Below are 25,103 nucleotides of genomic sequence, written 5' to 3' on the forward strand. Positions count from 1 at the left end.
ATAGTACACATTTGTCCCAAACAAATGCTATGCAGATAATTAACACGGATGTCCTAAGTCGATGCATCAAGGATGCAGTCAGGGAAGAATTACAGGAACACTTTAAGAAAGGTGACAGCCAGCCGCCGCCGGATGAACGGCTATGGTCCAAACAGGAACTGGCCGCCGAATTAGGCGTGTCATTAGTTACACTCACAGACTGGATGAAAAAGGGCCTGCCCTTTTTACGCCTGCACAAAAGGGTGTATTTCAAAATGAGCGAGGTGCTCAAAATCATGCAACAAAAAACAAATGGTTAACAAGGAGGGAAAGATGAACATCGAATTTATCACTAAGGATGATTTAAAGAAGTTGGAGAATTTACTTTACGAGATCAAGGGGCTTTTAAAGCCCGGTCAGGGTCAAAGTAAACAATGGCTAAAAAGCTACGAGGTAAGAAAGCTATTAAATATTTCGCCTGGCACATTACAGAATTTGCGTGTCAACGGTACGTTGCGGTACACCAAAATTGGGGGCTTACTTTATTACAAGCACGAAGACATTATAAAGCTGTTGGAAGACAACAGCCGGTAGCGGAGCTACCGTTTAGACGGGAATTTTCAGGTAGCAAAATACCGCTTGCGGTATTGTTGTATATCTGGACATAAGGCCAAAGCCCGTGAATCGCCGGAAGGAGCAAGTTTGTGTCTTTGTTGCCACAAAGACCTCCCGGATGCCTTTGGCATCGGGCAAACTTGCCTTTTGCGCCCGATGGTTGCAAAAGGGAAAAATAAGAGAAAGTAAGGAGTTAACAGATGGAAGCGATAGAAAATAACACTAATAACAAACAAACAGCTGAGCCAAAAAATAAAGGCGGTGGGCCGAAGAAAAGGGTCAGACGTGACTTAATCATGCGCATTAGAATGACAGCGACCGAGCGCTTTTATATTGACAGTAAAGCTAAGACTGCTGGAATGCGTTCAAGCAGTTGGATAAGGGCGGCGGCTAAAAGCGCAAAGATAGTTCCGCGATTAACTAATGAAGAGCGGCGCATCCTTTGGATGCTTGCCGAGTTGGCTAACAATCTTAATCAGCTAACTAAGCTTGCGCATCAACTTGGACTACTAACGGTAGCACGGGATTGTAGTAAAATTTTGAACGAGATAGATGTTACTCTAAAACACCTAAATAACCATGATAGGGAAAGTGATAACGGGTAAAAGCTTTGGCGGGTGTATCCGATATGTAGTACAAAAGCATGATGCGGTTATACTGGATGCAGCAGGTGTAAGAATGCAGAAAGTTAATCAAACCATCAACGATTTTAACCTGCAAAGAAAATACAATCCGAATTTAGGAAAGGCCGTTGGGCATATTGCCCTAAACTGGAGCGTAAACGACCTTGACAAACTTAACGATGAAGTAATGGTAAATATGGCGAAAGAATATCTTCAAAGAATGAAGATACAGGACACACAGTATCTAATTGTTAAGCACCGGGATAAAGAACACCCGCATATTCACATCGTTTATAACCGCGTAAACAACAATGGTGAAACCATACCGGATAATTTTCAAAAGAAGAGAAATGTACAGGTAGCAAAAGAATTAACCATAAAGCACGGCTTTTACCTATCGCCGGGTAAAGATGATGTCAACAGGCAGCAGCTAAAAGGCGAGGATAAGATCAAATATGAGTTATACGATGCGATAAAGGCGGCCAGCAAAAAAGTAAAAAATATCAATGAGCTAAAGCAAGTATTGGCTAAACAGGGTATTGTTACCCATTTTAAATACAAAAGCGGCACTACCGAGGTGCAGGGCATCAGTTTCAGCAAGGGCGAGTATAAGTTTAAAGGCTCAGAGATTGACCGGAGTTTAAGTTACGCAAAGCTGAGCCAAGCCATAGAGCAACAGCAGGCTAAACCGGAAAAGAGTTTAGCGGATCAGTTAAGGGAAGTAATAGGAAACCCAAAGCAGGATAGAGAAAGTCAGGACAAGACTGAACAAACCAATTATTTAAAGCCGGAGCCGGAAACCGATTATTTACGGCAATCACTATCAGCGGGAGCAGATTTATTAGGTGGCTTGCTTGGCAATATAGCCGACGATGATGATAGCCCCGAAAGAAGACGGCGGAAGAAAAATGAACAACAACAAAGCAGAGGAATATCAAGATGAAAGAGATAGAAGAACTAAGCCAAAGGATGGATAGCAACGATGAGATTGTGGACAGCCTTGTTAAAAAGAATACAGAGATGGAAAAGCGGGTCGCAAAAATTACCGATAATCCAGCCCCTGACTATTCAGTTGCGATAAATGCTATACTTACCGAAGTAAGGGGAATAAAGCAGAATAACAAAAGCGATGAGGAATTGACCTTACTAAAACAGATCAAAGTTAAAATGGACAAGGTGCCAACATCTGCCACTAAACAATTACGCGTTTTATTATTCCCGGAAACCAATCAGGGCCAATATTATAAAATCGTATTTGGCAGGCTTATTCCCTGGGGGATATGCTTAGTAGTCATAACCTACCTATATTCTTTAGGCGGCAAAGTAATTGATGCTTACGGCCAGCACAAAGAAAATCAACAGTCGGCCCATTATCAACGGGCTTGGGTTTATCTAAAGCAGATTGCAAAAAAGAAGACCTTATCGGCTATGGATACAGCTTATGTTAAAACGACTGATAATTAGTGTTGAATTATTACGAAACTGGATTTAAGGGTTTGTCTTTTTCGACATCGGCTAATAGATGAACTTTAGTCCAGTTTCCGTTCTCGATTAACCAAATTTCACAATGAAGATTTTTTTTTAATATATTAAATATGATTTTTGTGCTTTGATATGATGCAATTTGTACAGCATCAGCTATGGCAATTGTAAACACTGGTTTCCCAGATTCAAAATATCCAGTGTAATGATAAAATTCTTCAGACGATATCTCACGAATTAGCCAATATTGTTCACCAACCATGGGCCTACTTTTAATTTTTAAGAAGGTCGATCTTTTCACGTTCACGTCTCAGCGACATTGACAGGCGGAAATTCGTTCGCCTTTCTATTTGAATACTTTTGACCGTAAAGATGGTACCGCCAAACACCCAAGGTAGCATGTCGGGCGGTTTATTTAAATCGCCCGGCCTTGCTACCGAAAAGCAAAAGACACGCACACTCGTTGGGACAAAGAAGCTACGGCAGGCGGCTTCATTGCACCTCGCGCTATCGCGCCGGGTTTCATTGCGCCGTCAGCCTCGTTGCCTCTTGCAGGAGTGAAATTCGTTCCTCATAACACACCTACCTCCCCTCCCGCAATATCAACATACCACTTTACCGCATCCGGCAAAGTTACAGCACGGCTGATGAAAAGTAAAGGCTACACAAGCGAAGCATTTTATTTTGTTTTTTAACGGTGCTTCGGCCTTGACATTTCACACGCCTTGCAATTTTGGTGCCTAAGCGATGAAAATGGGATATTGTGTTTATATTAAAGTGATCAGATTGCCTTCTTTTTAACTACTTGCCAAGCGATACCGTTCTAAAATCAAATTTTTCTTTACAATTTACAGATTTGATTTAATCCGGAAAAATTAAATGCAATAAATACGCCTTCGTAAATCCTCCTCGGATAATTATATATATAAGTAATTGGCTTGTTATTCCTTTTAGGTGGTTAAGCGGTAAAATCGGCGTTTTTATTAGTAAATACAATATATCGGTAGCTGCTCAGAATGAATTCAGTTTTCAATACTAATTTTACGACTAACCTTTTCAAAATATTATGCATAAAGAACATCATGTTACAGGATCCGAAACTATAAGAGATATAGTTATTGGAATGTCAGATGGTTTAACAGTGCCCTTTGCGCTTGCTGCAGGTTTAAGTGGCGCTATTAGTTCTTCAGGTATAGTTGTTACAGCTGGTATTGCCGAAATCGTAGCAGGCTCCATAGCGATGGGCTTGGGTGGCTTTTTAGCTGGGCGAACGGAAGCTGACCATTATAACTCTGAATTAAAGCGCGAGTACGATGAAGTGGAACGTGTACCAGAACAGGAAAAGGCAGAAGTAAAAGAAGTGTTTGCGGCATTCGGCCTGTCAGAAACTTTGCAACAGCAGGTTGCCGATGAGATGGCAAAGGACAAAGATAAGTGGGTGGATTTTATGATGCGTTACGAATTGGGCCTGGAAAAACCTCAAGCTAACCGGGCCACAAAAAGTGCAATTACTATTGGCTTATCCTACATAGTCGGCGGTATCATTCCGCTTTCTCCTTACATTATAGAAAGTAATTCGCAGACAGCACTGGTGTATTCGTGCATCGTAACCCTGATCAGCCTTTTCATTTTTGGCTACTTTAAAAGTAAACTTACCGGTCAGCCGGCTATAAGTGGTGCATTTAAGGTAGTTGTAATAGGAGCACTGGCAGCTGGTGCTGCCTTTGCTATGGCCAAATTGATTAATGGGAAATGATCCTTTACTTTTGCCCAATTGTTAAAATTTGTTAATTTATTCCTGACACCCTGAAATTCATATTAAATCCAGAATTGGCGTTTAACCTTGTATTATCAAACGCTTGTATTGCGAGAATACAATGATTGAAATTAAGAACTCCTAATTAATTACAAAATGAATTCTAAAAAAACGATGGACAGGAAAGAGTTTTTTTCTGTGATTGGTGTAAGCGCCGCTGCCCTTACTGTGATGAGCTGCTTAGGTTGCAGTAAAAGCTCAAATTCGGCAAATGGTCCCTCTGCATCAGCTCCAACCGGTGTTGATTTCACGCTCGACCTTAATGCTTCAGCAAATGCCGCCCTTGCCACTAATGGCGGTTATTTATTATCACATAATATTTTAGTAGCACGCACAACGGCAGGAGCCTACATCGCCGTTCAAGAATCATGTACACATCAAAGTTACCCATTAGTTTACCAGGCAGGCAGCAGCAGGTTCTATTGCAATAATCACGGAGCAACATTTACCGAAAAAGGCGTGGTTACAGGTGGGCCAACCAATCGTTCTTTAGCGGTCTATAACACAAGCTTGTCAGGCACATCATTACGGATATATTCTTAAAATAAAAATAATGAAACAAATACTTGCCATTATACTATTTGCGTTTGCAACGCCTGTAATCAGTTGGTCTGGCGATTTTAACGAGGCTCAAAAGAAAGCACAGAAAACGCATAAACTGATCGTCATTAATTTTTCGGGCAGCGACTGGTGCGGTCCATGTATTCGTACCCGCAAAGAGATCTTAGAAACTAAAATATTTGAAGATTACGCTTCAGAGCATCTTGTATTGGTTCGTGCAGACTTCCCTCGTCAAAAAAAAAATCAATTAGCAAAAGACCAGGTTAAACGGAACGAAACTTTGGCGGATAAATACAACCAGGACGGAGAATTCCCATTAACCCTTCTGGTTGATGAAAACGGAAAAGTTTTAAAAAAATGGGAAGGTTTCCCCAATGTAACGCCACAGCAGTTTGTAGATCAAATTAATCAAACAGCTAATGCAAGCCGTTGAATCAATGATCAGTGACACCGTTTACAAGCGGGTACTCAAGTTGATGGGTAACAGGTTTGAAATAAGTGTGGTTGCTGATGACAAGGAATGGGCAGAATACAGGATCAATTTGGCTATAGCCGAAATCCAACGTATTGAGAATTTGATCACCACTTTTAGTGACGATAGCCAAACTAACCAAATAAATGCCCATGCTGGCATTGCTCCCGTTAAGGTGAACAGGGAGGTATTCGATCTGATAGCACGGTCGCTCAAGATATCTGAATTAACGCAGGGAGCTTTTGATATTACCTATGGCTCGATTGATAAGAGCCTGTGGAATTTCGACCTGAACATGAAAACTTTGCCCGATGCTGCAACTGCACAAGCCGCTGTTAGGCTGATCAACTATCAAAACGTAATACTGGACAATGAAAACACAACCGTTTTTTTAAAAGAAGCCGGCATGCGTATTGGTTTTGGCGGTATTGGCAAAGGCTATGCAGCCGACAAGGCAAAAGCGGTGTTACAAACGGAGGGTGTAAAAAGCGGTATCGTTAATGCTGCAGGCGATCTGATCACCTGGGGCACACAACCCAACGGAAAACCCTGGACAATAGCCATAGCCGACCCGGATCAGGAAACAACTCCTTTTTCTACACTAAATATCAGTAATATGGCCATTGCCACTTCGGGTAATTACGCCAAATACGTGGTTATTAACGGAAAAAAATATTCGCATACAATCGATCCCAAAACAGGCTTGCCCGTTAGCGGAATTAAAAGCGTAAGCATTATAAGCCCAAGCGCTGAGTTTGCAGATGCAATGGCTACACCTGTTACCGTAATGGGTGCTTATGTAGGGCTGGATCTAATCAACCAGTTACAAAACGTAGCCTGCGTGATCATTACAGATGACAGCAACGTTTATACATCAAAAAATATTAATATTAAATAATCATGATAAAAGCCCCCCTACGAATAGTAACTATCATTTGCGCTTGCGCGGTGTATTGCCTGTCCTCCTGCGTATCTGTGAAACCCTACCAAAAAAACAGGCTCAATGACAGTGAAATGGATCTAACGGCTCGTAAATCGCAAAAATTTGAACAGAGTTTTCAATTGTACCGAGAGGGTGGTTCCGGTGCTAATGGTGGTAAAAGTGGTGGTGGTTGTGGTTGTAATTAATTAGACACTTAAATGAGAAAAATATATTTAGGTGTACTGGCCATGTATATGGGCATATTGGCATCACACGCGCAAACAAAACAACAGCCGGTAAAAGATTCTACCAATTACGAATCAAGAAAGCTAAAAATCGACGAGATCAATTTTGTGTCGGCATACTATCATCAGGATGGTAATAACTCTGCCGTAACAGGTGGTATCGGTACAGAGAAATTGACGGATTTTGCCAACACATTTGATCTTCAAATGTCTAAATATGGCAAGTCAGGCTTAAAGCATACGTTCAATTTTGAATTGGGGGTAGATCATTACACCTCGGCATCTTCAGATAAGATAGATCCAAACAGTGTGTCCTCTGCATCCATGCAGGATACGCGGATCTATCCATCATTAAACTGGACGATATCAAACGATAAAACGGGTAACGCATTTGGTTTATCGGCATCATATTCGCATGAATTCGATTATCAATCGGTCGGGGCAGGCATTAATTTCACAAGGCTATCAAAAAGCAAGAATACACAATTTGATTTTAAGGCCAACGTGTTTTTAGATAAATGGAAGGTAATACTTCCTGTAGAATTGCGCCCGCCAGGGTACGGGTCAGGGTCCGATCGTGAGGATAACCGCCCGGTTGATTCCAGACCGCGAAACTCATTTAGCACGTCGTTCTCCCTTTCGCAGGTGCTTACACAAAGGTTGCAGGTTGCATTGATAGTAGAACCATCTTACCAGCATGGCTTATTGGCGACCAAATATCAGCGCGATTATTTTACCGATGGGTCGGAAAGAGTAGAAAACCTGCCGGACAACCGCTACAAATTGCCGATTGGTGTACGGTTCAATTACTTTTTAGATGATCATTTTATCATCCGCACGTTTTACCGGTACTACATGGATAACTGGGGCATAAGAGCGCACACTGCTGAGATTGAGATCCCGGTAAAATTAACTTCGTTTGTCTCGGTAAGCCCGTTTTATAGATATAACACACAAACCGGCACCAGGTATTTTGCGCCTTATGGCCAGCATGATCCATCGGCACAGTTTTACACCAGTGATTATGACCTATCGAGCCTGCACAGCAATTTCGTAGGAGCCAATATCAGATTGTCGCCGCCTAATGGTGTGTTTGGTAATGCGCATTTTACTTCGCTTGAATTAAGAGCAGGGCACTATATGCGTTCTACAGGATTAAACTCCAATATCGTTACGCTTGCGCTAAAGTTTAAGTAGCAGGCTATAACACTTAATGGTTCAGTTTTTAACTTATAAAAAATATAAGATGAGAAAGTTATGTCTGTTGGTGATCTTGTTCATCATTAAAATAAATGCATTCGGCCAAATAGAAAAGCCGGTAAAATGGAGTTATACTTCAAAAAAAATCAATGCTAAAGAAGCCATTGTTTATTTTAAGGCTACAATAAATAAAGGCTGGCACATCTACTCCTTAAATTTAAAAGACGGCGGTCCGGTAAAAACGAGTTTTACATTTAAACGTCTGCCAACTTATTCGTTATCAGGCAATGTCATGGAGCCCAAACCGATTACTCATTTCGAAAAGTCATTTGGAATGAATGTGAGCTATTTCGAAAACTCGGTTATTTTCCAGCAAATAGTAAAACTTAAAGGTACCGCGGTTACGGTAAAGGGCGCACTGGAATTTATGGTTTGTAACGACCACAAATGCCTGCCGCCAGAGGATATCAACTTCGAAATTCCTGTAAAATAAGGCGATGAAAAAAATCAAATTCATTTTAGTAATGGCAATATTTGTTGCAATTGCCTGGTCGGCAACGCCCTTTCCGGGGTATGCCCAAAAAGAAAACAATGTTGATACTTCCTCAGCAGGACAGTTGCAATTTACGGATATTCCAACGTCTGTGGACAGCCTCGCAGCTGTTAAGAAGAAAGCGACGGTGGCGAAGCCTGCTAAGAATAAAATTGACAGCAAATCAATCACTCATAAAACGCTATGGCAAATTTTTATAGCTGGTTTCCTGGGCGGTTTTGCGGCTTTGCTGATGCCATGTATATTTCCGATGTTACCGTTAACGGTGAGTTTCTTCACCAAAAAAGCTCATAATAAGGCCAAGGCTGCAGGGCAGGCTTCACTTTACGGGCTCTCCATTATCGTTATTTATGTATTGCTGGGTTTGGTGATCACCCTGTTTTTTGGATCAGATGCATTAAATGCACTATCAACTAACGGTGTCTTTAACTTCTTTTTTTTTCTATTGCTTATCGTATTTGGAATTTCATTTTTGGGGGCGTTCGAAATTACGCTTCCTAATTCTTTAGCCAATAAACTGGATGAAAACTCAGATAAAGGCGGGATAACCGGATTGTTTTTTATGGCTGCAACCCTTGTTGTAGTTTCATTTAGTTGTACCGGCCCTATTATAGGAACGTTGCTTGTAGAGGCTGCATCTAAAGGCGAACGCCTGGGCCCCGCCATTGGCATGTTCGGCTTCTCTTTAGCACTTGCCATTCCGTTTACACTCTTCGCATTATTCCCATCGGCATTAAAATCATTGCCAAAATCAGGCGGTTGGTTGAATAGTGTCAAAGTCGTACTTGGATTATTAGAACTGGCCTTTGCACTAAAGTTCCTGTCCAATATTGACCTGGCATACCACTGGAATTGGTTCGACAGGGAAATTTTCCTGGCCCTTTGGATCGTGATATTTGCTGTGATGGGCTTTTACCTGCTTGGTAAAATTAAATTCTCGCATGATAGTGATGTTCCGTATGTTTCTGTACCCCGCGCTTTCCTGGCGATCATCGTATTGTCATTTGTGATTTATATGCTGCCAGGCATGTGGGGAGCGCCGTTAAAGTCCATCAGCGCATTTTTGCCGCCTTCTTCTACACAGGACTTCGACCTCTATATATCCTCACAGTTAAATGCAGCAAATAGCGGTAGTGTTAATACCACCCCAACCTTTACAGGCACAAAAAAACATGAAGAAATTTTTAAGAGAGCGCCAAGCAGTAAATTGGGTTTAGAGGCCTTTTACGATTATGACCAGGCGTTGCAGGTTGCGAAAGCAGAGGGTAAACCAGTGTTGATTGACTTTACTGGTTGGAACTGCGTTAACTGCCGTAAAATGGAAAGCACTGTTTGGACAAATTCCGGAGTTTTAAGCCTTTTACGCTCAAAATTTGTTATGGCAGAATTATATGTTGACGATAAAACGGAGCTCGAAAAAGCGGAGCAGTTTACATCCACTTATAGTGGCAAGCACATAACAACTCTTGGTGGCAAATGGAGCGATTTCCAGGCCTCAAAGTTCGACACCAATTCACAGCCGTTTTATGTAATTGTAAATAGCAACGGGGAAATTTTAGTGCCACCTCAAGGGGCTGACTACGATCCTGCAAGGTATGTTAAGTTTTTGGACAAGGGCTTGGCTACTAAAAAATAAGATTAATATCCCTTTAGCAACAGGACCCGCTGTAATGCCCGGGAATTGGATCAGCGCAGAGAGTACATACGGCAGCTTTTACGCCTCCGGTCAGATTTAAATCCGGTAACTTGTAAAGGAATATGGCTTATGCCGCAGCATAGCATTTGAATAGTTCATAGTCAAAAAAATAGCATTTAAAAGTTCATCATTAACTTTTGATAAACTTTTTAAAGGCTATAATTCGTAAATTATAAAACCATCAGCTGCCTTAGATTTTATTTTAACTTTTCCTCCAATTCTTTTGCCATCATCAAATGATGTTGAAGGACAGGTATGCCTTTAACTGCAAAAGCTTTAATATCGGCATCTTTACCATCATTTGCTTCTTTTTCAAATTCACTGATATCTTCTTTATGATCTCCAACCATAAAGCTGATATAGGCTTTATCAAATTCAACACCCTTTTTACTGGTAATCTCGTTAATGTGCTTCTGAAAATCTTCACCGGTTTGTGCAGGTATCGTGATCTTTTTATCTAAGGCCAGTTTGGTCAATACCTGCTTGTCTTTGCTGTGATCCTTTACCATTGTTTCCCCAAACATTTTTACACCAGGTGTAACCGCGTGTTCCGCAGCATACTGGCCTAATTCGGTTTCCATGGTAACCCCGCTCGTAGCTTTCACCACAAATTTGCTATCATCTTCAATTTTTTTCAGTGTTTTATTACTGTCAGCTTTCTGCTCATTATTCTGCTCAGCAACTTTTTCACTGTCTTTTCCACTGTTACTATGACAGGCACTTATCGATAGCGCAAGGGCTGGGATAAGTATTAAATTTCTTCTGTTCATTATTTTCTGGTTATTTAAAATTAAAGTGTTGTACTATTGGATGAAACAACTTGCCAATTGATGATTTTAAGAGGGCGTGATTAATTTTTGTTTGAAGGTGAATTATATATAAACTTGTTATTAATTGCATGTGTCTTAACAATTAACTCCGCTTCAACCAGTTTCTTCAGCCGGCCATAAAAAGAACTTATACTCATCTTGTGGGCTTTTTTCGTAAACTCCAACCATAAAAATTCTGCATCCTTTGGTTCAGATAACGTCTTAATAACTTCAATAATCAATTCATTGGTCTTATTGTATTCCAACTGTTTTGTAGTTAACCGGGACTTAGACGATCTATATATTTGTAATTGCCTTTCCATGGACTGCTAATTTTGCTCTCGGCCGCCATTGATCATATCAGAAACAATGCCGCTTCCATATTTACGTTCCGCCAACAATACGCCTATAATGTGTACTACAATAAAGGCTAGGATAAGATACATGCAAAAGCCATGAACTTCTTTTACGGAGTGACGAATTGATTTGTAGGCCACCATTGCGTTTTCAAAGGCAAGAAATAAGCCTGTTGAAACCATTACGATAAGCAACAGGTAAAACATTGCATAGATCATTTTTACAGTAAACTCATGCCTGGCTGCCTCTCTTTCTTTCTTGATAGTGTTGAATTGATCATATGCGCTTTTAATTTTACGCAAGAATTTTTGATCTGCCAATTGAAACAGTTCCAGTATAACTCTAAATGCAAGTAAAGCCGCCAACGCATAACCGAAATAAATGTGTACAACCCAAACGCTGTCGCTTAAAGCATGCGCTGCTGACCGTGTTTGTTCGTCATTTACTGCGGCCCCCGACTTTTGCAATTCAGCTTTCAATAATGAAGATGTTGCATTGTCATCTGTAATAGTAGAATTAATCAGCACTGTAATCAATGAACCACTTATAACAATTAAGTTTAACCAGTGCCAAAGCCGTAATGGAGAGGAATATTTTTTGATGTTGGACGGATCCTGAACATCTATGCGGGTAGGTTCTATAATTGCCATGTGATTTATTATTATCCTAAAGTAAAAGGGAAAACTGAAGTAATACTGAATTTAGATTTAAATCATAATTAATGCTATCTAATCAAGGTTTTTACCGACAATACAGATTGTATTCAGATTGTTTCCATAAATCGCACTATAAGCAATTATTATGAAAGAGGCTAATTGGGTTGCGTTATCAGAAGAGTACGTTAAAAACCTGTTTGCCGATCAGTTGCCTGATGACATGTTTTTTCATAATCTGATACATACAGGGTTAGTAGTTAAAGCCGCTTGCGAAATAGGCGCCGTATGCGAATTGGAAAAACAAGAAATGATCATATTGCAAATAGCAGCATGGTTTCATGACACCGGCTATTGTTATATTTATGATGGACATGAGGATAAAAGTATATCCAATGCTGTTACGTTCTTAAAACAGCTAAAGGCTGATGAAAAATTCATAAGCAGTGTAACCGGCTGCATTGATGCTACCCGGATGCCCCAGAAACCGGAAAGCCTGATTCAGCAAATTTTATGTGATGCAGATATGTACCATTTGTCCGTCGATAATTACCTTTCCTATTCTGAAAATTTACGAAAAGAATGGAAGGCGAAAATGGGAAAATCTTACTCAAACATTGAGTGGCGGGAATTAAATGTTACCATGTTAGTTAATCACAAGTATTTTACTGACTACGGACAAAGGGTGTTACAGCAGAATAAACTAAAAAACATTGACCGAATGTTATCCGAATAAGATAGTGTGATTACTACCTTTTATTTGTAAATTAAGAGATTGTGAAGATACTAATTGTTGAAGATGAGCAGGGCCTCCGGGAAAATATGCTTACCTATTTAAGTGAGGATAAAAACGTATGCGAAAGCTGCGCCAACCTTTCTGAGGCGATATCCAAACTTGCCTTGTATAAGTATGATTTTGTGCTTTTAGATATTGGCTTACCTGACGGCGAAGGTTTTGAAGTGCTTCGCTACCTGAAGGATAAAATGCGGGAAGAAGCAGTGATTATCATTTCTGCAAGAAACTCCCTGGATGACCGAATCAAGGGTCTTAATATAGGTGCAGATGACTACCTAACAAAGCCATTTCACTTATCTGAACTAAAGGCAAGGATATTCGCTGTTTTTCGCCGTAAATCAACCAATAGCAGTAACAATCTTATTTTTAACGAGATCGTGATCAATCTGATATCAAGAACTGTGGCTGTAAACGAAACGGAAATTATTTTAACCCGCAAAGAATTTGACATGTTGTTATACTTTGTTGCAAATAAAGGGAAAGTAATATCAAAGACGGCCCTCGCCGAGCATCTATGGGGAGATGAAATGGATATGCATGATAACTTTGACTTTATCTATTCTCACATCAAAAATTTAAGGAAAAAGATCCTTGATGTAACTACGAATGACTATTTGAAGTCTGTATATGGTATAGGGTATAAATTCACCGACAAATGAAATTAGCCTCGCACTATAACAAAGTTACCATCGTTGTAACTTTGTCGGTATTGATAGTTGGTGCAATCATCTATTATTTGGCTATCAATCATATTGCAAAAACTTTGCTGGATGATCATTTATCTGAAGAAGTATCAGAGGTTGTCGGCTATGTAAATCTAAATAAGCAGTTACCCAAGCAAGTAGATTTTGACGAAGACCAAACCAAGTTTTCTAAACTTAACAACAGGCGTGTGCCAACCAGGTTTTATGATACAACCTACAGTAACCCAAAACTTGTGGGGGAGAGGGCTGGTCGCGCGGTAGAAGGCACAATAACGTTTAATGGTGAATTTTATAAATTCAATATCACTATTTCCAAAGAAAGCACACAGTACCTGGTGCAGATAATAGCAACCATCACTCTTTTATTAGTTATAGGTTTATTTATTGTATTGTTTTTAGCGAATCGTTATATATTAGGAGATCTTTGGAAACCGTTTTACAAAATACTCGGCCAGCTGAAAGTGTTTAATATATCGGAGGCTGTTCCCTTTGACCCTATAAAAAGTAAAGTAGATGAGTTTAAAGAATTGAACGAGGCTGTTCACTTGATGGCGAACCGTGTAAAAGGTGACTACCAGAACCTAAAACATTTTACAGAAAACGCTTCGCACGAAATGCTGACGCCGCTATCCGTTATCACGTCTAAATTAGATACATTTATCCAGGATGATACCTTACGCCAGGAGCAGTTCGAACAGATACAGGATATCTACAGTGCCGCAGGCAAATTGTCCCGTTTAAATCAATCATTACTTTTATTAGTTAAAATAGAAAACGATCTCATAACCGATACAGACGAATTACACCTGCAAGAATTGCTGCTTGAGAAACAAAGGCAATTCCAGGAGTTGCTTTCGTCAAGGGAAATAACAGTGAAAACAGTTTTAACCCCGAAAGAGCTAACTGTTAGTAAATATTTAATAGATATTTTATTAAATAACCTTTTTAGCAATGCTATCAGACATAATGGGAATAAGGGTATCATAAACATCGAGTTAACAAACGCCCGGCTTGTTTTTCAAAACTCAGGAAATGGTAATCCGCTTGATCCGCAAACAATTTTCAATCGGTTTCAAAAGGGGAACAATTCTGATGGAGCGGGCCTGGGTTTAACCATTGTAAAAAACATTTGTAGTGTTTACGGATGGACTCTTGAGTACAAATATTCTGATTCCCTACACACGTTTACCATAGTTTTTTAATTCTTTGTTGTCAATTCAGATTGTCTTCAGTATGTTCCCTTAAAATTGCTTTAAGCGAGATTTATTAAAGCAATTACTATGAAAAAGTTTTTTTACATGGCAGCAGTGTTTGCTGCTTTTAACATTTGCCAAGTACCGGCCCACGGTCAAACAGTAAGTAAAAAAAAGATAAGTAACAACTGGAAAAAGAACCGAAAAAGCGATAGCCTGCACAAGGCTTCAAAAGAAACTGCTAATACTAAAAAAAATACGCAGCCGAATTCAAAAAGGACAAAAAAGCCAGTTCAATAAATTAATCGAGTAATAAATTGTTATTTGATTACTTCTATATATGATTGACCGTATCATTGAATTCTCTGTTCGCAATAAGTTGATTATTGGCTTATTTGTATTGGTTCTTATTGCTGCCGGGGTTTATTCGGCTTTAAAGTTACCGGTTGATGCCGTACCGGATATTACTAACAACCAAGTACTGATCATCACGGTTTCTTCATCATTGGCAGCTCCAGAGGTAGAGCGCCTGATCACAGCGCCAACTGAGCGTCTGATGGCCTCTTTGCCGCAGTTAAAAGAGATGCGTTCTATCTCTCGTTTCGGACTATCAAATGTCACCGTAGTTTTTGATGATGGGGTTGATATTTCTAAAGCACGGCAACAGGTAAGTGAGCGGCTAAACCAATTAAAAGGGATGATACCGCCTGGCATTGGCGAGCCGGATATGGGGCCGGTAACCACCGGCTTAGGCGAGGTATATCAATACTATGTAGTGCCTAAGCCCGGCTATGAAAACAGGTATACTTTAACCCAGCTACGTACCTTGCAGGAATGGATAGTGCGGCGCCAGTTACTTGGCGTACCTGGCGTTGCCGATGTGAGCAGTCTTGGCGGTAAGCTAAAACAATATCAGGTAGTTGTTGATCCCGCTAAGATCAAAAGCTTAGGCATTACGCTTGATCAGCTTTTTAACGCCGTACAACAAAATAACGAAAATACCGGCGGGGCATATATTGAGAATGGCCCAAATGCATATTACATCCGTACAGAGGGCATGGCGTCGTCTATAGAAGACTTGCAAAGCATCCCCGTAAAAACATCCCGCGGAATACCTATGCGGCTGGCAGAAGTTGCCGAAGTTAAAGAAGGCAGCGCGATAAGATTTGGCGCCATGTATAATAACAAATATGGTGAGGTAAGCGGCGCGGTGGTATTAATGCTTAAAGGTGCTAACGCGATGGACGTGGTAAAAAACGTGAAAGAAAAGGTTGAGCTCATCAAAAAGCGACTGCCGGAGGGTGTTACCATTTTACCCTATTACGAGCGAAGCAAGATGGTTGGTAATTCCATATCTACCGTAAAGCGAAACCTCATAGAAGGGGCATTAATCGTGATTTTTGTGCTCGTTGTATTTTTGGGGAATTTGCGCTCTGGTTTGGTAGTGGCCTCAGTTATTCCGCTTGCAATGCTGTTCGCGCTTATCATTATGAACATTTGTCACGTGTCGGCCAACTTAATGAGCCTGGGCGCATTGGACTTTGGTTTAATTGTAGATGGCGCGGTAATTATTGTTGAGGGCGTAATGCATCGTTTCAGGGATAAAATTAATCACCATCTAAATGAAAATGAATTTTCGCAGGGCGAGGTTGATGACGAAGTTAAACAATCAGCGTCCCGTTTGATGAGCGCCGCCATTTTCGGGCAGATCATAATCTTAATTGTTTACCTGCCCATTTTAAGTTTAGAGGGCATAGAGGGTAAAATGTTTAGGCCAATGGCAGAGACGGTAGCTTTTGCGTTAGTAGGTGCGTTTATCTTATCGCTCACTTATGTACCCATGATGACGGCGCTAACGATGAGTAAGAAAACCAAAAAGAAAAGTAATTTATCGGATAAAATGATGACCGCAATACAGAGGCGGTACGAACCCTTATTAAAAGCTGCTATTGGGCATACCAAAACGGTAATATTTATTGCCGTTTTACTATTTGGGTTGGCTTACATGGTTTTCAATGGGTTAGGCGGAGAATTTATCCCACAGTTGGAAGAGGGAGACTTTGCCTTGGATGCCCGCTTTTTACCTGGTACATCACTAACGCAAACAATTAAAGGAATGAAGATCGCAAGCGATGAGCTGAAAAAGTTCCCCGAAGTGCAGCAGGTAACCTGTAGGATAGGTTCGGCAGAGATACCTACCGACCCAATGTCGCTTGAACAATGCGACGTTTTTATAACTCTTAATGATAAATCTACCTGGACAACCGCTAAAGACTATGCAGGTTTACAGGAGGCGATGAGTAAAAAACTATCTCAGATACCGGGGCTTAACGTTGGATTTGAGTATCCGGTACAGATGCGGTTCAATGAATTGATATCCGGTGCAAAGCAGGATGTTGTCGTAAAAATATTTGGCGACGACCTTAATCAATTAGCTAAACTGGCGGGTAAACTAAGCGGGTTGTTAACCGGTACAAAAGGTGCAGCCGATGTTTATTCTGAAAAAATTGGTGGCCTTCCGCAAATTGTTGTGCATTACAACCGGGCAGCATTGGCGCAATACAATGTAAGTATCAGCCAGGTTAACCATATTGTAAATGCCACTTTTGCCGGTGAAAAAGCCGGGAACATGTATGAGGGCGAGCGACAATTCGATGTGATGTTGCGTATTGCTGATACAGCACGCTCAAATTTTGATCATATAGGCCAACTGCTCATTAATACGCCAAACGGCAACCAGGTTCCGTTGAGCCAACTGGCTTCAATAGAAATTAAGGACGGCCCTAATCAAGTTCAACGCGAAAATGGTGAGCGGAAGATATCGGTATCTTTTAATGTGCGCGGACGTGATGTAGAGGGTGTTGTAACAGATCTGCAGGCACAAGTACAGCAGAAACTAAAACTCCCGCCTGGTTATCACGTAGAATATGGTGGTCAGTTTGAAAATCTTAATTCTGCTAAAGCGCGGTTGGCTATAGCAGTACCGGCATCTTTATTCTTCATATTTATACTATTGTATTTTGCCTTTAATCAGTTTAGGGAAGCATTAATAGTGTTCTCTGCCATACCGTTAGCAGCAACCGGTGGTGTATTTGCACTCTGGATACGCGGCATGGCTTTCAGTATCTCTGCAGGAGTAGGATTTATTGCGCTTTTTGGCGTAGCCGTATTAAATGGCATTGTGTTGATAAGTGAATTTAACCGCCTTAAAGAAGAAGATAGAGATGATGATGCTGACGAGCGGATAAAGCAGGGTACAGCTAACAGGCTTAGGCCAGTGTTAATGACCGCTACCGTAGCTTCTTTGGGCTTTTTTCCGATGGCCATATCTACCCATGCCGGTGCCGAGGTTCAAAGGCCTTTAGCAACGGTGGTAATTGGTGGGCTTATAACCGCCACTTTATTAACCCTGGTTGTTTTACCCGCTTTGTATAAGCAGTTCGCATCTAAATCAAAAGATAATGGCGGCAGTAAGAGCAAAGCTAAAAAAAGCACTATTATAACCGTGTTGCTTTTATGTTTTATAATGCCGCTTAAAGCACAAATAAGTACAGAAAAACTAATTACAGTAAATGAAGCGATAAGGTTGGCATTAAACAATAATGTAACCTTAAAGGCGTCCCAAAATCAAACACTCGCTGGCAAGGCCAACGTGGGTAGTGCCTATGATATTCCCAAAACGCAGTTGTCTTACGACGCTGGAAATATCAACAGTTCAAACACAGACAACCGCTTCTCGGTAACGCAAAACTTTGCACTGCCGGGTTACTATACCAATCAGCGTAATTATTATAATGCAGAGGCCGGGCTGTCGGCGTTTCAGGAACAAAGTTTACGGAACCAGTTGGCCTACCAAGTCCGGGATGTGTACCTTCAATTAACGACCTCACTTGCTAAAATGCAGTTGTTAAAAGACCAGGATTCGGTTTATACATATGTGATCAAACTGGAACAACTTCGATTTAATATGGGCGAAACATCAAGAATAAATTTAACAAGTGCAGAGGTTAAAGCAGGGATGCTGATGAACCAGCGCCATTTAGTTGAATCGGAAATTGGAGTGCTGCAAAGTAAGCTGATGCTTTTAACGGGTGGGAACATTGCGTATTTGCCAACAGAGCAAGCCCCGCCCGCCTGGCAAAATATCTTTTTGCCCGATACCGCTAAAGCACTACAAAACCCAGAGGTGAAGCAAGCACAACAACAGGTGCTAGTTGCCGATTGGAAGATGAAAGTTAGCAAGGCCAAAGCCTTGCCGGATTTAAACTTAAGTTACAGCAACCAAAGTTTTGCAGGCCCTGATATCCGCAATTCTAATCTGAGACTAAATAAGGGCGATCGGTTCTCCTCTTATATGGTTGGGGTAAATATCCCTATCTTTTTTAGCCAATATAGGGCTGCGATAAAATCGGCTGGCTACCAAAAAATTGCTTCAGAATATATATACACAGCAAAGCAGCTGGAGTGGAGGGGGCAGTGGCTGCAAACTTATAACCGATACAGCCAACAAATTAAGGCGCTTAAATATTATGAGTCTGCGGCGCTCAAACAAGCCGCCGAACTGGTGCGCACCGCCACATTATCATTCAACAGCGGTGGTATTAGTTACCTGGAGTGGGCTAATTATTACAATCAATCCATCCAACTACGAACTGATACGCTTGATGCACTGCTGCAGTTGGACAAAACCATAAACCAACTCTGGTATTACCAGGGCGAAACGGAGAAACCATGAAACGATTATATATATTGTTTGCCGCGGCCTTGCTTACAGGATGCGGCGGAAAAAAAGATACAAAAGACGCTGGTAGTGATACTTCACAACAAAATAAGGCAAAAGGGAATACCATTAGCTTTACGCCCCAGCAAAATAAAAATGGAGGGATCGACACCGGTAAGTTACCTATGCATTTACTTAATGCCGCGATTAATGTCAACGGACAGGTAGATGTACCGCCAGAGAACTTAATAGCGGTTAACGTTCCCATGGGCGGTTTTTTAAAACGAACAACGATGTTGCCCGGTGAACATGTTGTTAAAGGGCAAATAATAGCGCAGATAGAAAATCAGGAGTACATTACTATCCAGCAGGATTATTTAACATCTGTAAGCAAGATAACTTTTTTGAAGCAAGAAATGGAGCGGCAGAAAGTGTTAAGCCAGCAACAGGCAAGCCCGTTAAAACTTTACCAGCAATCACAATCCGAATACAGCAGCGAGTTGGCTCAAGTTGCAGGGTTAGCGCAAAAGCTTCGTATGATAGGCATTGATGCGAAAAAGCTAACACCAGCAACAATTCGATCTGTCATTAATATTCCGTCGCCTATTACCGGCTATGTGTCTCAGGTGAACGTTAGCATAGGCAAATTTATCAACCCTACAGATATTTTAATGGAGTTGGTGAATACAGATGACATACACGCTGCCCTAACCGTATTTGAGCAGGACATATCAAAAATCGCTATAGATAATAGCGTAGACATTAAATTACCAAGTGTGCCCGGCAAAACTTATCCCGGAAAAGTGATTTTAATCGGTCGGGTATTAGACTCTACACGCAGCGTAATGGTACATTGCCACTTTTTAAAAACAGATAAAAATTTGTTACCCAATATGTTTATCCAAGCTATTATAAAAACCAAACCACAGAACACTTTAGCCGTTCCTGATGCCGCGTTGGTGAACTTTAGCGGACAAAAAGGTATTTTTATAGCTACTAAAAAAGGCAATAATACTTTATATAGCCTGATGCCTGTAAAGATAGGTGTAACACAAGATGGCTGGAACCAAATATCATTGAACAAACCCGATTTAAATGACCGTACGTTTGTTTTAAAAGGTGCATATTCTATTTTATCAGCAATTAAAAATACCGGAGATGACAGTGAGTAAACGGACAATCCTGCATAATAGAGAGTTAAGTTAGGCACTTTCAAAGTTTCTTTAACATCAATTAAGTCCGTAAATAATAAACTATCGGGGATCGTACCTTTTAACAATTGCGATCAAACCCTAGTCACCATGGGCGTTAATTAAATGTAATCAAAATGATATTTGAATGGTCAAACATGTTGTCAAAACCGCTTTTTAAGTGCCCTATTATTAACTAATTGTTATGGTTTTATTAACGTCTTTTAAGTGGCTTAAAATTCAGTTTTAAAACAGATTTGCGGGGTTTTATTTGTAGAAAAATTAACCCCGACATGAAATACTTTTACTTGTACAACAAGTTTTTACTATTACTTTCCATTGGCCTTTTTTTCTCGATAACCGCATTTGCTCAATCAATACGAGGTAAGGTTACCGACGCAACATCAAAAGAAACACTCGTAGGTGCCAGTGTAACACTAAAAGAAACCGGCAGGAGCCAAGCTGTGCAGCTCGACGGTTACTTTACCTTTAAAAATTTGAATCCAGGCGTTTATACACTACAATTAAGATTTATATCCTATAAAACAAAGGAGCTTAAGGCTACTGTTGAGGACGGCAGACAAAGCACGATAAATATTGCAATGGACGCGGATACCCGCCAGATGCTCGACGTTAACATTACTGCGAACAGCGAATCTACCGACAAGCGCGCACGTACTTTGGAGCGAAATGCAAACCAGGTAGTAAATGTTGTTTCTGCCCGCAACATTGAGATCTCACCAGATATCACAGTAGCAAATGTCATACAAAGGGTTTCGGGCGTAACTATTGAAAGAAGCAGCTCAGGCGAAGGGCGTTATCCAATAATTCGTGGTATGGAAAAACGTTACATTAATACTTTGGTAAATGGCATCAAGATACCAAGCCCGGATAATAAAAACAGATTTATTCCATTGGATCTTTTCCCGGCAGAATTGTTAGAACGATTGGAAGTAAGCAAAACCCTTACACCATCTATGGAAGGCGATGCTATTGGTGGCACCCTCAACCTCGTAATGAAGGATGCACCCGCCCGTAGATTGTTCCAGGCCAATTTCGCAGCCGGGTATAATACGGTTTTCAACGGAGGCCGCGATTTTCAACAATTCGACAGATCATATATTAACAAACGTTCGCCTGCAGAGATCAATGGCAATAGCTACGCCGCCACACCGGCGGATTTTCCGGCTAAGAATTTAAATTTCACTCAAAAAAGCGCGCCGGTTAATACTAATTTCGGTATAACATTTGGCGACCGTTTCGGTAAGGATGGTAAGTTGGGCTTTTTAGTTTCGGGTAGTTTCCAAAACAATTATACTGGTAATAATTCTACATTTTTTTTGCCAAATGCACAGCCTGGATTAAATAATATCCCACAATTTATTGAGCTACAATCACGCAGCTATTCTCAGCAGAGCAGGCGAATTGGTATTAACAACAAATTTGATTATAAGTTCAATAACAAGAATAAGATCTCCCTGGTGAACATTTTTGTTAGACTTGACGATTACCAAAGCCGTTTGATCAGCGATACCATAGCCCTAAACTCGCTGGTTGATGCACAAGCGCGAACCAGGTGGCAATATCAGTCGATTTATAATTCCACATTGCAAGGCGTTCACCAGCTGAATGATGCTTTAAAGTTTGATTGGTCTTTGGCGTACTCTACTGCTAATAATCATATCCCGGATCAGGCCGATTTTACTCACGAGTATCCGGTGACTAAAACATCTACCAGTACCGATATTCTGCAGGGAATGAACCGCATCTGGACCCGCAACAGTGATAAGGATTACGCGGCTTATTTAAACCTAACTGATAATTTCAATCTGTTCGGCAAAAAGTTCGAATTGAAATTTGGCGGCGTTGAAAGAAATAAAACCAGAGATGCCTACTACAACTCATATAGCCTTACACCACTTTTGGGTAGCAACACATCACAGGCTTACACTGATATAAACAGTGCGCAATATGTATTTAAGAGTACAGGTTCATCACTTTACGTGCCGGATGGCAATACCTATACATTTAAAGAAAATGTAGTGGCCGGTTATATTCAAGGCAAATTACAGCTAACCGACAGATTAGAAGCATTAGGCGGATTACGGATAGAACATACACAGCAGAATTATGACACAGAGTTGCCTGACGCTGTTGCTTACAAATCTGGTAAGATACGCTACACAGATTTTTTGCCAAGCGGTACTTTAAAATACAAATTAAAAGAAAATCAAAACTTAAGGCTATCTTATTACAGGGCCTTAGCAAGACCGGGCTTTGCTGAACTGATTCCAGATGGGCAACAAGGAGAAGTTTTTAAAGAATCGGGCAACCCGGCAGGCCTGAATCATACTACTGCTGATAATATTGATTTCAGGTACGAGTTATTTCCGCACGATGCTGATGAGGTTTTATTAGGCGCATTTTATAAAAAGATCCAGGACCCAATAGAGTTCTCCGCTGTGAAAACAGGCGTTACATCTCAAACACTTATTCCACAGAACTTTGGCGATGCCCGTAACTACGGCTTCGAGGCGGTAGCAACAAAATATTTTGGCCCATTTGGGTTTGTGGGTAACTACACTTATACCAAATCTAAGATCACTTCTGATAAACTTTTCTCCTATCGTACCGATGCAGGGCAGGTAACTTCCCGTATACAGGCAGAAACCAGGCCGTTGCAAGGACAGAGCACCCACATTGGCAATATTGCCCTGATTTATAAAAACCCTAAAATTGGCCTGGATTTGCAAACTGCATTTGTATATACCGGTGCACGTATAGCACTGGTAAGCCCATATTATGGGCTGGATTACTGGCAAGCACCAACTAAGCAGTTGGATGTATCCGTTGAGAAGCGTTTTGCTAAAAAATTCTCCTTTTATGGTAAAGTAAATAATCTTACTAATACCCCATACATATTGGAGTTACATCAATCCTATTCCAATTATTTATCAGCACCCGGGGCGAGGCTACTATCATTACAAACGGATGCAAACAACAAGATTATCGTGCAGAAAGACTTGTTTAAAACCAATTTCTTATTCGGCATACGCTATAAATTATAATCATTATGAAAAGTAAATTATATTTTCTCCTCAGTTTCGTCACAGTAGTAACATTGTTAAGCGCTTGTAAGAAAACAGCAGATTATAAAGACCTCTCTAAAGCCGTTGTGCTGGTAGCTGCACCAATTAGCGATGCAGGTTGTTTAATACCCACAGGCACGGCTACATCGCTGGCTGTAAAAGGCACCATGCTTGCGGGCAAAACATATAACGTATGCGGTAATCTGATCGTGAATGAAGGCGATACATTGACAGTGCAGGAAGGCGTTACCGTTAATTTCAAGGGTAATTATGGTATTGGTGTAAAAGGGAGTATGGTGGTATTGGGAACACAAGCTAAGCCTGTTTACTTTACCTCGCCAGATGTGGTAAAAACAGACCAAATAGGTGCCAATCCTGCTTCAGATCCAGCTTTTGTTGGTAAATGGACCGGCATTATCGGTGGCCCTAACTGCAAAATGCTAATCATTAAATGGGCGCATATTGAATTTGGTGGGGGAACACCCAGCGGCGATATTGCAGTTCTATCAAAAAGCCCCTATCCTATTTATTTCCAGAATCCGTTCGGCATGTTCATCCTTGAAGATTCATGGCTATATGGTAGCGTAGATGATCCTATTCGAACAATTGGCGGAAAAATTGCCATCATGCGAAACACTTTTGAGAAATGCGGTTACACCGGCGGCGAAGCATTAAACGCTAAAGCCGGAACCGTTGGTGATTTTGCGTATAACGTTTGTATAGGTATTGCTACTAACGGCCCTAAGTTATCTAATTCGGGTGCATTAACTGGGGTCCCGGGGTCAAACCTCCGTATGTACAACAATACTATCGTAAATTGCGGTTTCAGGCGGGCTGCTGCCGGCCGTGGCGGGTCTATCAACTTTGAGCAGGATGCTGCCGGTATGGCTTATAATAACTTAATGGTGAATTGCAAGTTTGGCTTGCGTGTGGTGCAAAACCCGATTGCCGACACAGCAAATTTAAGGTACGGTTACAATTTCACCTATGCCGATTCAATATCTGTTGCCAACCAGATCTATCCTTCACTTTCAGTCAGTACGGCTATATCAAAGGCACCTAACACGGATTTTCCTTTGCCATCTACTTTTTTGCCGTCAGGCTGGAAACCAGGCGACGTTTACAATGCTAACCCTGCCGTACTGAAAACAAATGATCCACAATTTATTAATGGCCCGATACCGTTGCCTGCCGGGGCACGGTTACGAGACATTGCTACAGTCGGGACGTATAATTTTGCCTTAAAATTAACCTCGCCATGTATCGGTAAAGGATATACCGGCTTCACAGCAAAGGGGGATGTACCTGTTGACCCTAAATTTGGGGCAACAGAGTTGACTCCTCCTGGTAGAGATATAGGTGCTTACCAGGTAAACGGCACCGGCAACCATCATTAATATATAGGAATTTAAAGAGTTTGACGGGCAC

24 protein-coding genes are annotated in these 25,103 nt (G+C 41.0%); 21 read left to right on the top strand and 3 right to left on the bottom strand.

Annotated elements, in window-relative coordinates:
• Positions 1 to 29: 29 nt before the first annotated feature.
• The 5 genes from ABIB50_RS02120 (at position 30) to ABIB50_RS02140 (ending at position 2,681) form a co-directional block, all read left to right on the top strand.
• A complete protein-coding gene (locus tag ABIB50_RS02120) occupies positions 30 to 299 on the top strand; it encodes a helix-turn-helix transcriptional regulator (protein ID WP_429376854.1) in 270 nt (89 codons plus the stop codon).
• 13 nt (positions 300 to 312) lie between these two features.
• Positions 313 to 573 (top strand): helix-turn-helix domain-containing protein, encoded by a 261-nt coding sequence (locus ABIB50_RS02125; RefSeq protein WP_429376856.1) that lies wholly within the window; start codon positions 313 to 315, stop codon positions 571 to 573.
• Positions 574 to 794: 221 nt separating this feature from the next.
• A complete protein-coding gene (locus ABIB50_RS02130; RefSeq protein ID WP_429376857.1) occupies positions 795 to 1,199 on the top strand; it encodes a plasmid mobilization protein in 405 nt (134 codons plus the stop codon).
• Positions 1,174 to 2,160 carry a relaxase/mobilization nuclease domain-containing protein gene (locus ABIB50_RS02135; protein WP_429376858.1) on the top strand — a complete coding sequence of 329 codons (987 nt, stop codon included), beginning with the start codon at positions 1,174 to 1,176 and terminating at the stop codon, positions 2,158 to 2,160. The genes ABIB50_RS02130 and ABIB50_RS02135 overlap by 26 nt, the downstream gene beginning before the upstream one ends.
• A complete protein-coding gene (locus ABIB50_RS02140) occupies positions 2,157 to 2,681 on the top strand; it encodes a hypothetical protein (protein WP_429376859.1) in 525 nt (174 codons plus the stop codon). Before ABIB50_RS02135 ends, ABIB50_RS02140 begins: the two co-directional genes overlap by 4 nt.
• A gap of 10 nt (positions 2,682 to 2,691) precedes the next feature.
• On the opposite strand, the gene ABIB50_RS02145 is transcribed toward ABIB50_RS02140, so the two are convergent.
• The gene (locus ABIB50_RS02145) at positions 2,692 to 2,961 is read right to left on the bottom strand and encodes a hypothetical protein (protein WP_429376860.1); all 270 of its coding nucleotides are present in this window, start codon (positions 2,959 to 2,961) and stop codon (positions 2,692 to 2,694) included.
• 804 nt (positions 2,962 to 3,765) lie between these two features.
• Between ABIB50_RS02145 and ABIB50_RS02150 the strand changes: the two genes are divergently transcribed.
• The 8 genes from ABIB50_RS02150 (at position 3,766) to ABIB50_RS02185 (ending at position 10,104) form a co-directional block, all read left to right on the top strand.
• On the top strand, positions 3,766 to 4,455 hold the full coding sequence (locus ABIB50_RS02150) for a VIT1/CCC1 transporter family protein (protein WP_429376862.1): 690 nt from the start codon (positions 3,766 to 3,768) through the stop codon (positions 4,453 to 4,455).
• A 156-nt stretch (positions 4,456 to 4,611) separates the two neighbouring features.
• Complete coding sequence (locus ABIB50_RS02155; RefSeq protein WP_429376864.1) at positions 4,612 to 5,058, top strand: ubiquinol-cytochrome c reductase iron-sulfur subunit; 447 nt, start codon at positions 4,612 to 4,614, stop codon at positions 5,056 to 5,058.
• A 10-nt stretch (positions 5,059 to 5,068) separates the two neighbouring features.
• The gene (locus ABIB50_RS02160) at positions 5,069 to 5,509 is read left to right on the top strand and encodes a thioredoxin family protein (RefSeq protein ID WP_429376866.1); all 441 of its coding nucleotides are present in this window, start codon (positions 5,069 to 5,071) and stop codon (positions 5,507 to 5,509) included.
• Entirely contained in the window at positions 5,496 to 6,446 is a 951-nt protein-coding gene (locus ABIB50_RS02165; RefSeq protein WP_429376868.1) for an FAD:protein FMN transferase, read from the top strand. Before ABIB50_RS02160 ends, ABIB50_RS02165 begins: the two co-directional genes overlap by 14 nt.
• A 2-nt stretch (positions 6,447 to 6,448) precedes the next feature.
• Positions 6,449 to 6,676, top strand: coding sequence for a DUF4266 domain-containing protein (locus ABIB50_RS02170; RefSeq protein ID WP_429376870.1), 228 nt, complete (start codon positions 6,449 to 6,451; stop codon positions 6,674 to 6,676).
• A 12-nt stretch (positions 6,677 to 6,688) separates the two neighbouring features.
• Positions 6,689 to 7,912, top strand: a complete 1,224-nt coding sequence (locus tag ABIB50_RS02175; protein WP_429376871.1) for a DUF3570 domain-containing protein — start codon at positions 6,689 to 6,691, stop codon at positions 7,910 to 7,912.
• 49 nt (positions 7,913 to 7,961) lie between these two features.
• Complete coding sequence (locus tag ABIB50_RS02180; protein WP_429376873.1) at positions 7,962 to 8,408, top strand: protein-disulfide reductase DsbD domain-containing protein; 447 nt, start codon at positions 7,962 to 7,964, stop codon at positions 8,406 to 8,408.
• A 4-nt stretch (positions 8,409 to 8,412) separates the two neighbouring features.
• Positions 8,413 to 10,104 (top strand): protein-disulfide reductase DsbD family protein, encoded by a 1,692-nt coding sequence (locus ABIB50_RS02185; RefSeq protein WP_429376875.1) that lies wholly within the window; start codon positions 8,413 to 8,415, stop codon positions 10,102 to 10,104.
• A gap of 257 nt (positions 10,105 to 10,361) precedes the next feature.
• On the opposite strand, the gene ABIB50_RS02190 is transcribed toward ABIB50_RS02185, so the two are convergent.
• Positions 10,362 to 10,934, bottom strand: coding sequence for a DUF4142 domain-containing protein (locus tag ABIB50_RS02190; protein ID WP_429376877.1), 573 nt, complete (start codon positions 10,932 to 10,934; stop codon positions 10,362 to 10,364).
• Positions 10,935 to 11,302: 368 nt separating this feature from the next.
• Positions 11,303 to 11,980, bottom strand: a complete 678-nt coding sequence (locus ABIB50_RS02195; RefSeq protein WP_429376878.1) for a cytochrome b/b6 domain-containing protein — start codon at positions 11,978 to 11,980, stop codon at positions 11,303 to 11,305.
• Positions 11,981 to 12,131: 151 nt separating this feature from the next.
• Here ABIB50_RS02195 and ABIB50_RS02200 point away from each other — a divergent pair, with 151 nt between their 5' ends.
• The 8 genes from ABIB50_RS02200 to ABIB50_RS02235 all read left to right on the top strand — a co-directional run bounded on the left by ABIB50_RS02200 (position 12,132) and on the right by ABIB50_RS02235 (position 25,072).
• Complete coding sequence (locus ABIB50_RS02200; protein ID WP_429376880.1) at positions 12,132 to 12,719, top strand: HD domain-containing protein; 588 nt, start codon at positions 12,132 to 12,134, stop codon at positions 12,717 to 12,719.
• A gap of 41 nt (positions 12,720 to 12,760) precedes the next feature.
• Positions 12,761 to 13,438: a response regulator transcription factor gene (locus ABIB50_RS02205; RefSeq protein WP_429376882.1), complete on the top strand. Its 678-nt coding sequence runs from the start codon at positions 12,761 to 12,763 to the stop codon at positions 13,436 to 13,438.
• Positions 13,435 to 14,685 (top strand): sensor histidine kinase, encoded by a 1,251-nt coding sequence (locus ABIB50_RS02210; protein ID WP_429376884.1) that lies wholly within the window; start codon positions 13,435 to 13,437, stop codon positions 14,683 to 14,685. The genes ABIB50_RS02205 and ABIB50_RS02210 overlap by 4 nt, the downstream gene beginning before the upstream one ends.
• 78 nt (positions 14,686 to 14,763) lie before the next feature.
• The gene (locus ABIB50_RS02215) at positions 14,764 to 14,976 is read left to right on the top strand and encodes a hypothetical protein (protein ID WP_429376885.1); all 213 of its coding nucleotides are present in this window, start codon (positions 14,764 to 14,766) and stop codon (positions 14,974 to 14,976) included.
• Positions 14,977 to 15,016: 40 nt separating this feature from the next.
• Positions 15,017 to 19,411 carry a CusA/CzcA family heavy metal efflux RND transporter gene (locus tag ABIB50_RS02220; protein WP_429376887.1) on the top strand — a complete coding sequence of 1,465 codons (4,395 nt, stop codon included), beginning with the start codon at positions 15,017 to 15,019 and terminating at the stop codon, positions 19,409 to 19,411.
• Positions 19,408 to 20,568, top strand: coding sequence for an efflux RND transporter periplasmic adaptor subunit (locus ABIB50_RS02225; protein WP_429376888.1), 1,161 nt, complete (start codon positions 19,408 to 19,410; stop codon positions 20,566 to 20,568). The genes ABIB50_RS02220 and ABIB50_RS02225 overlap by 4 nt, the downstream gene beginning before the upstream one ends.
• 311 nt (positions 20,569 to 20,879) lie before the next feature.
• Entirely contained in the window at positions 20,880 to 23,654 is a 2,775-nt protein-coding gene (locus ABIB50_RS02230; RefSeq protein WP_429376889.1) for a TonB-dependent receptor domain-containing protein, read from the top strand.
• A gap of 5 nt (positions 23,655 to 23,659) precedes the next feature.
• Positions 23,660 to 25,072 carry a hypothetical protein gene (locus ABIB50_RS02235; protein WP_429376891.1) on the top strand — a complete coding sequence of 471 codons (1,413 nt, stop codon included), beginning with the start codon at positions 23,660 to 23,662 and terminating at the stop codon, positions 25,070 to 25,072.
• Positions 25,073 to 25,103 lie beyond the last annotated feature (31 nt).

It is taken from the genome of Mucilaginibacter sp. UYCu711 (genome assembly GCF_050433825.1).
Taxonomy (GTDB): Bacteria; Bacteroidota; Bacteroidia; order Sphingobacteriales; family Sphingobacteriaceae; genus Mucilaginibacter.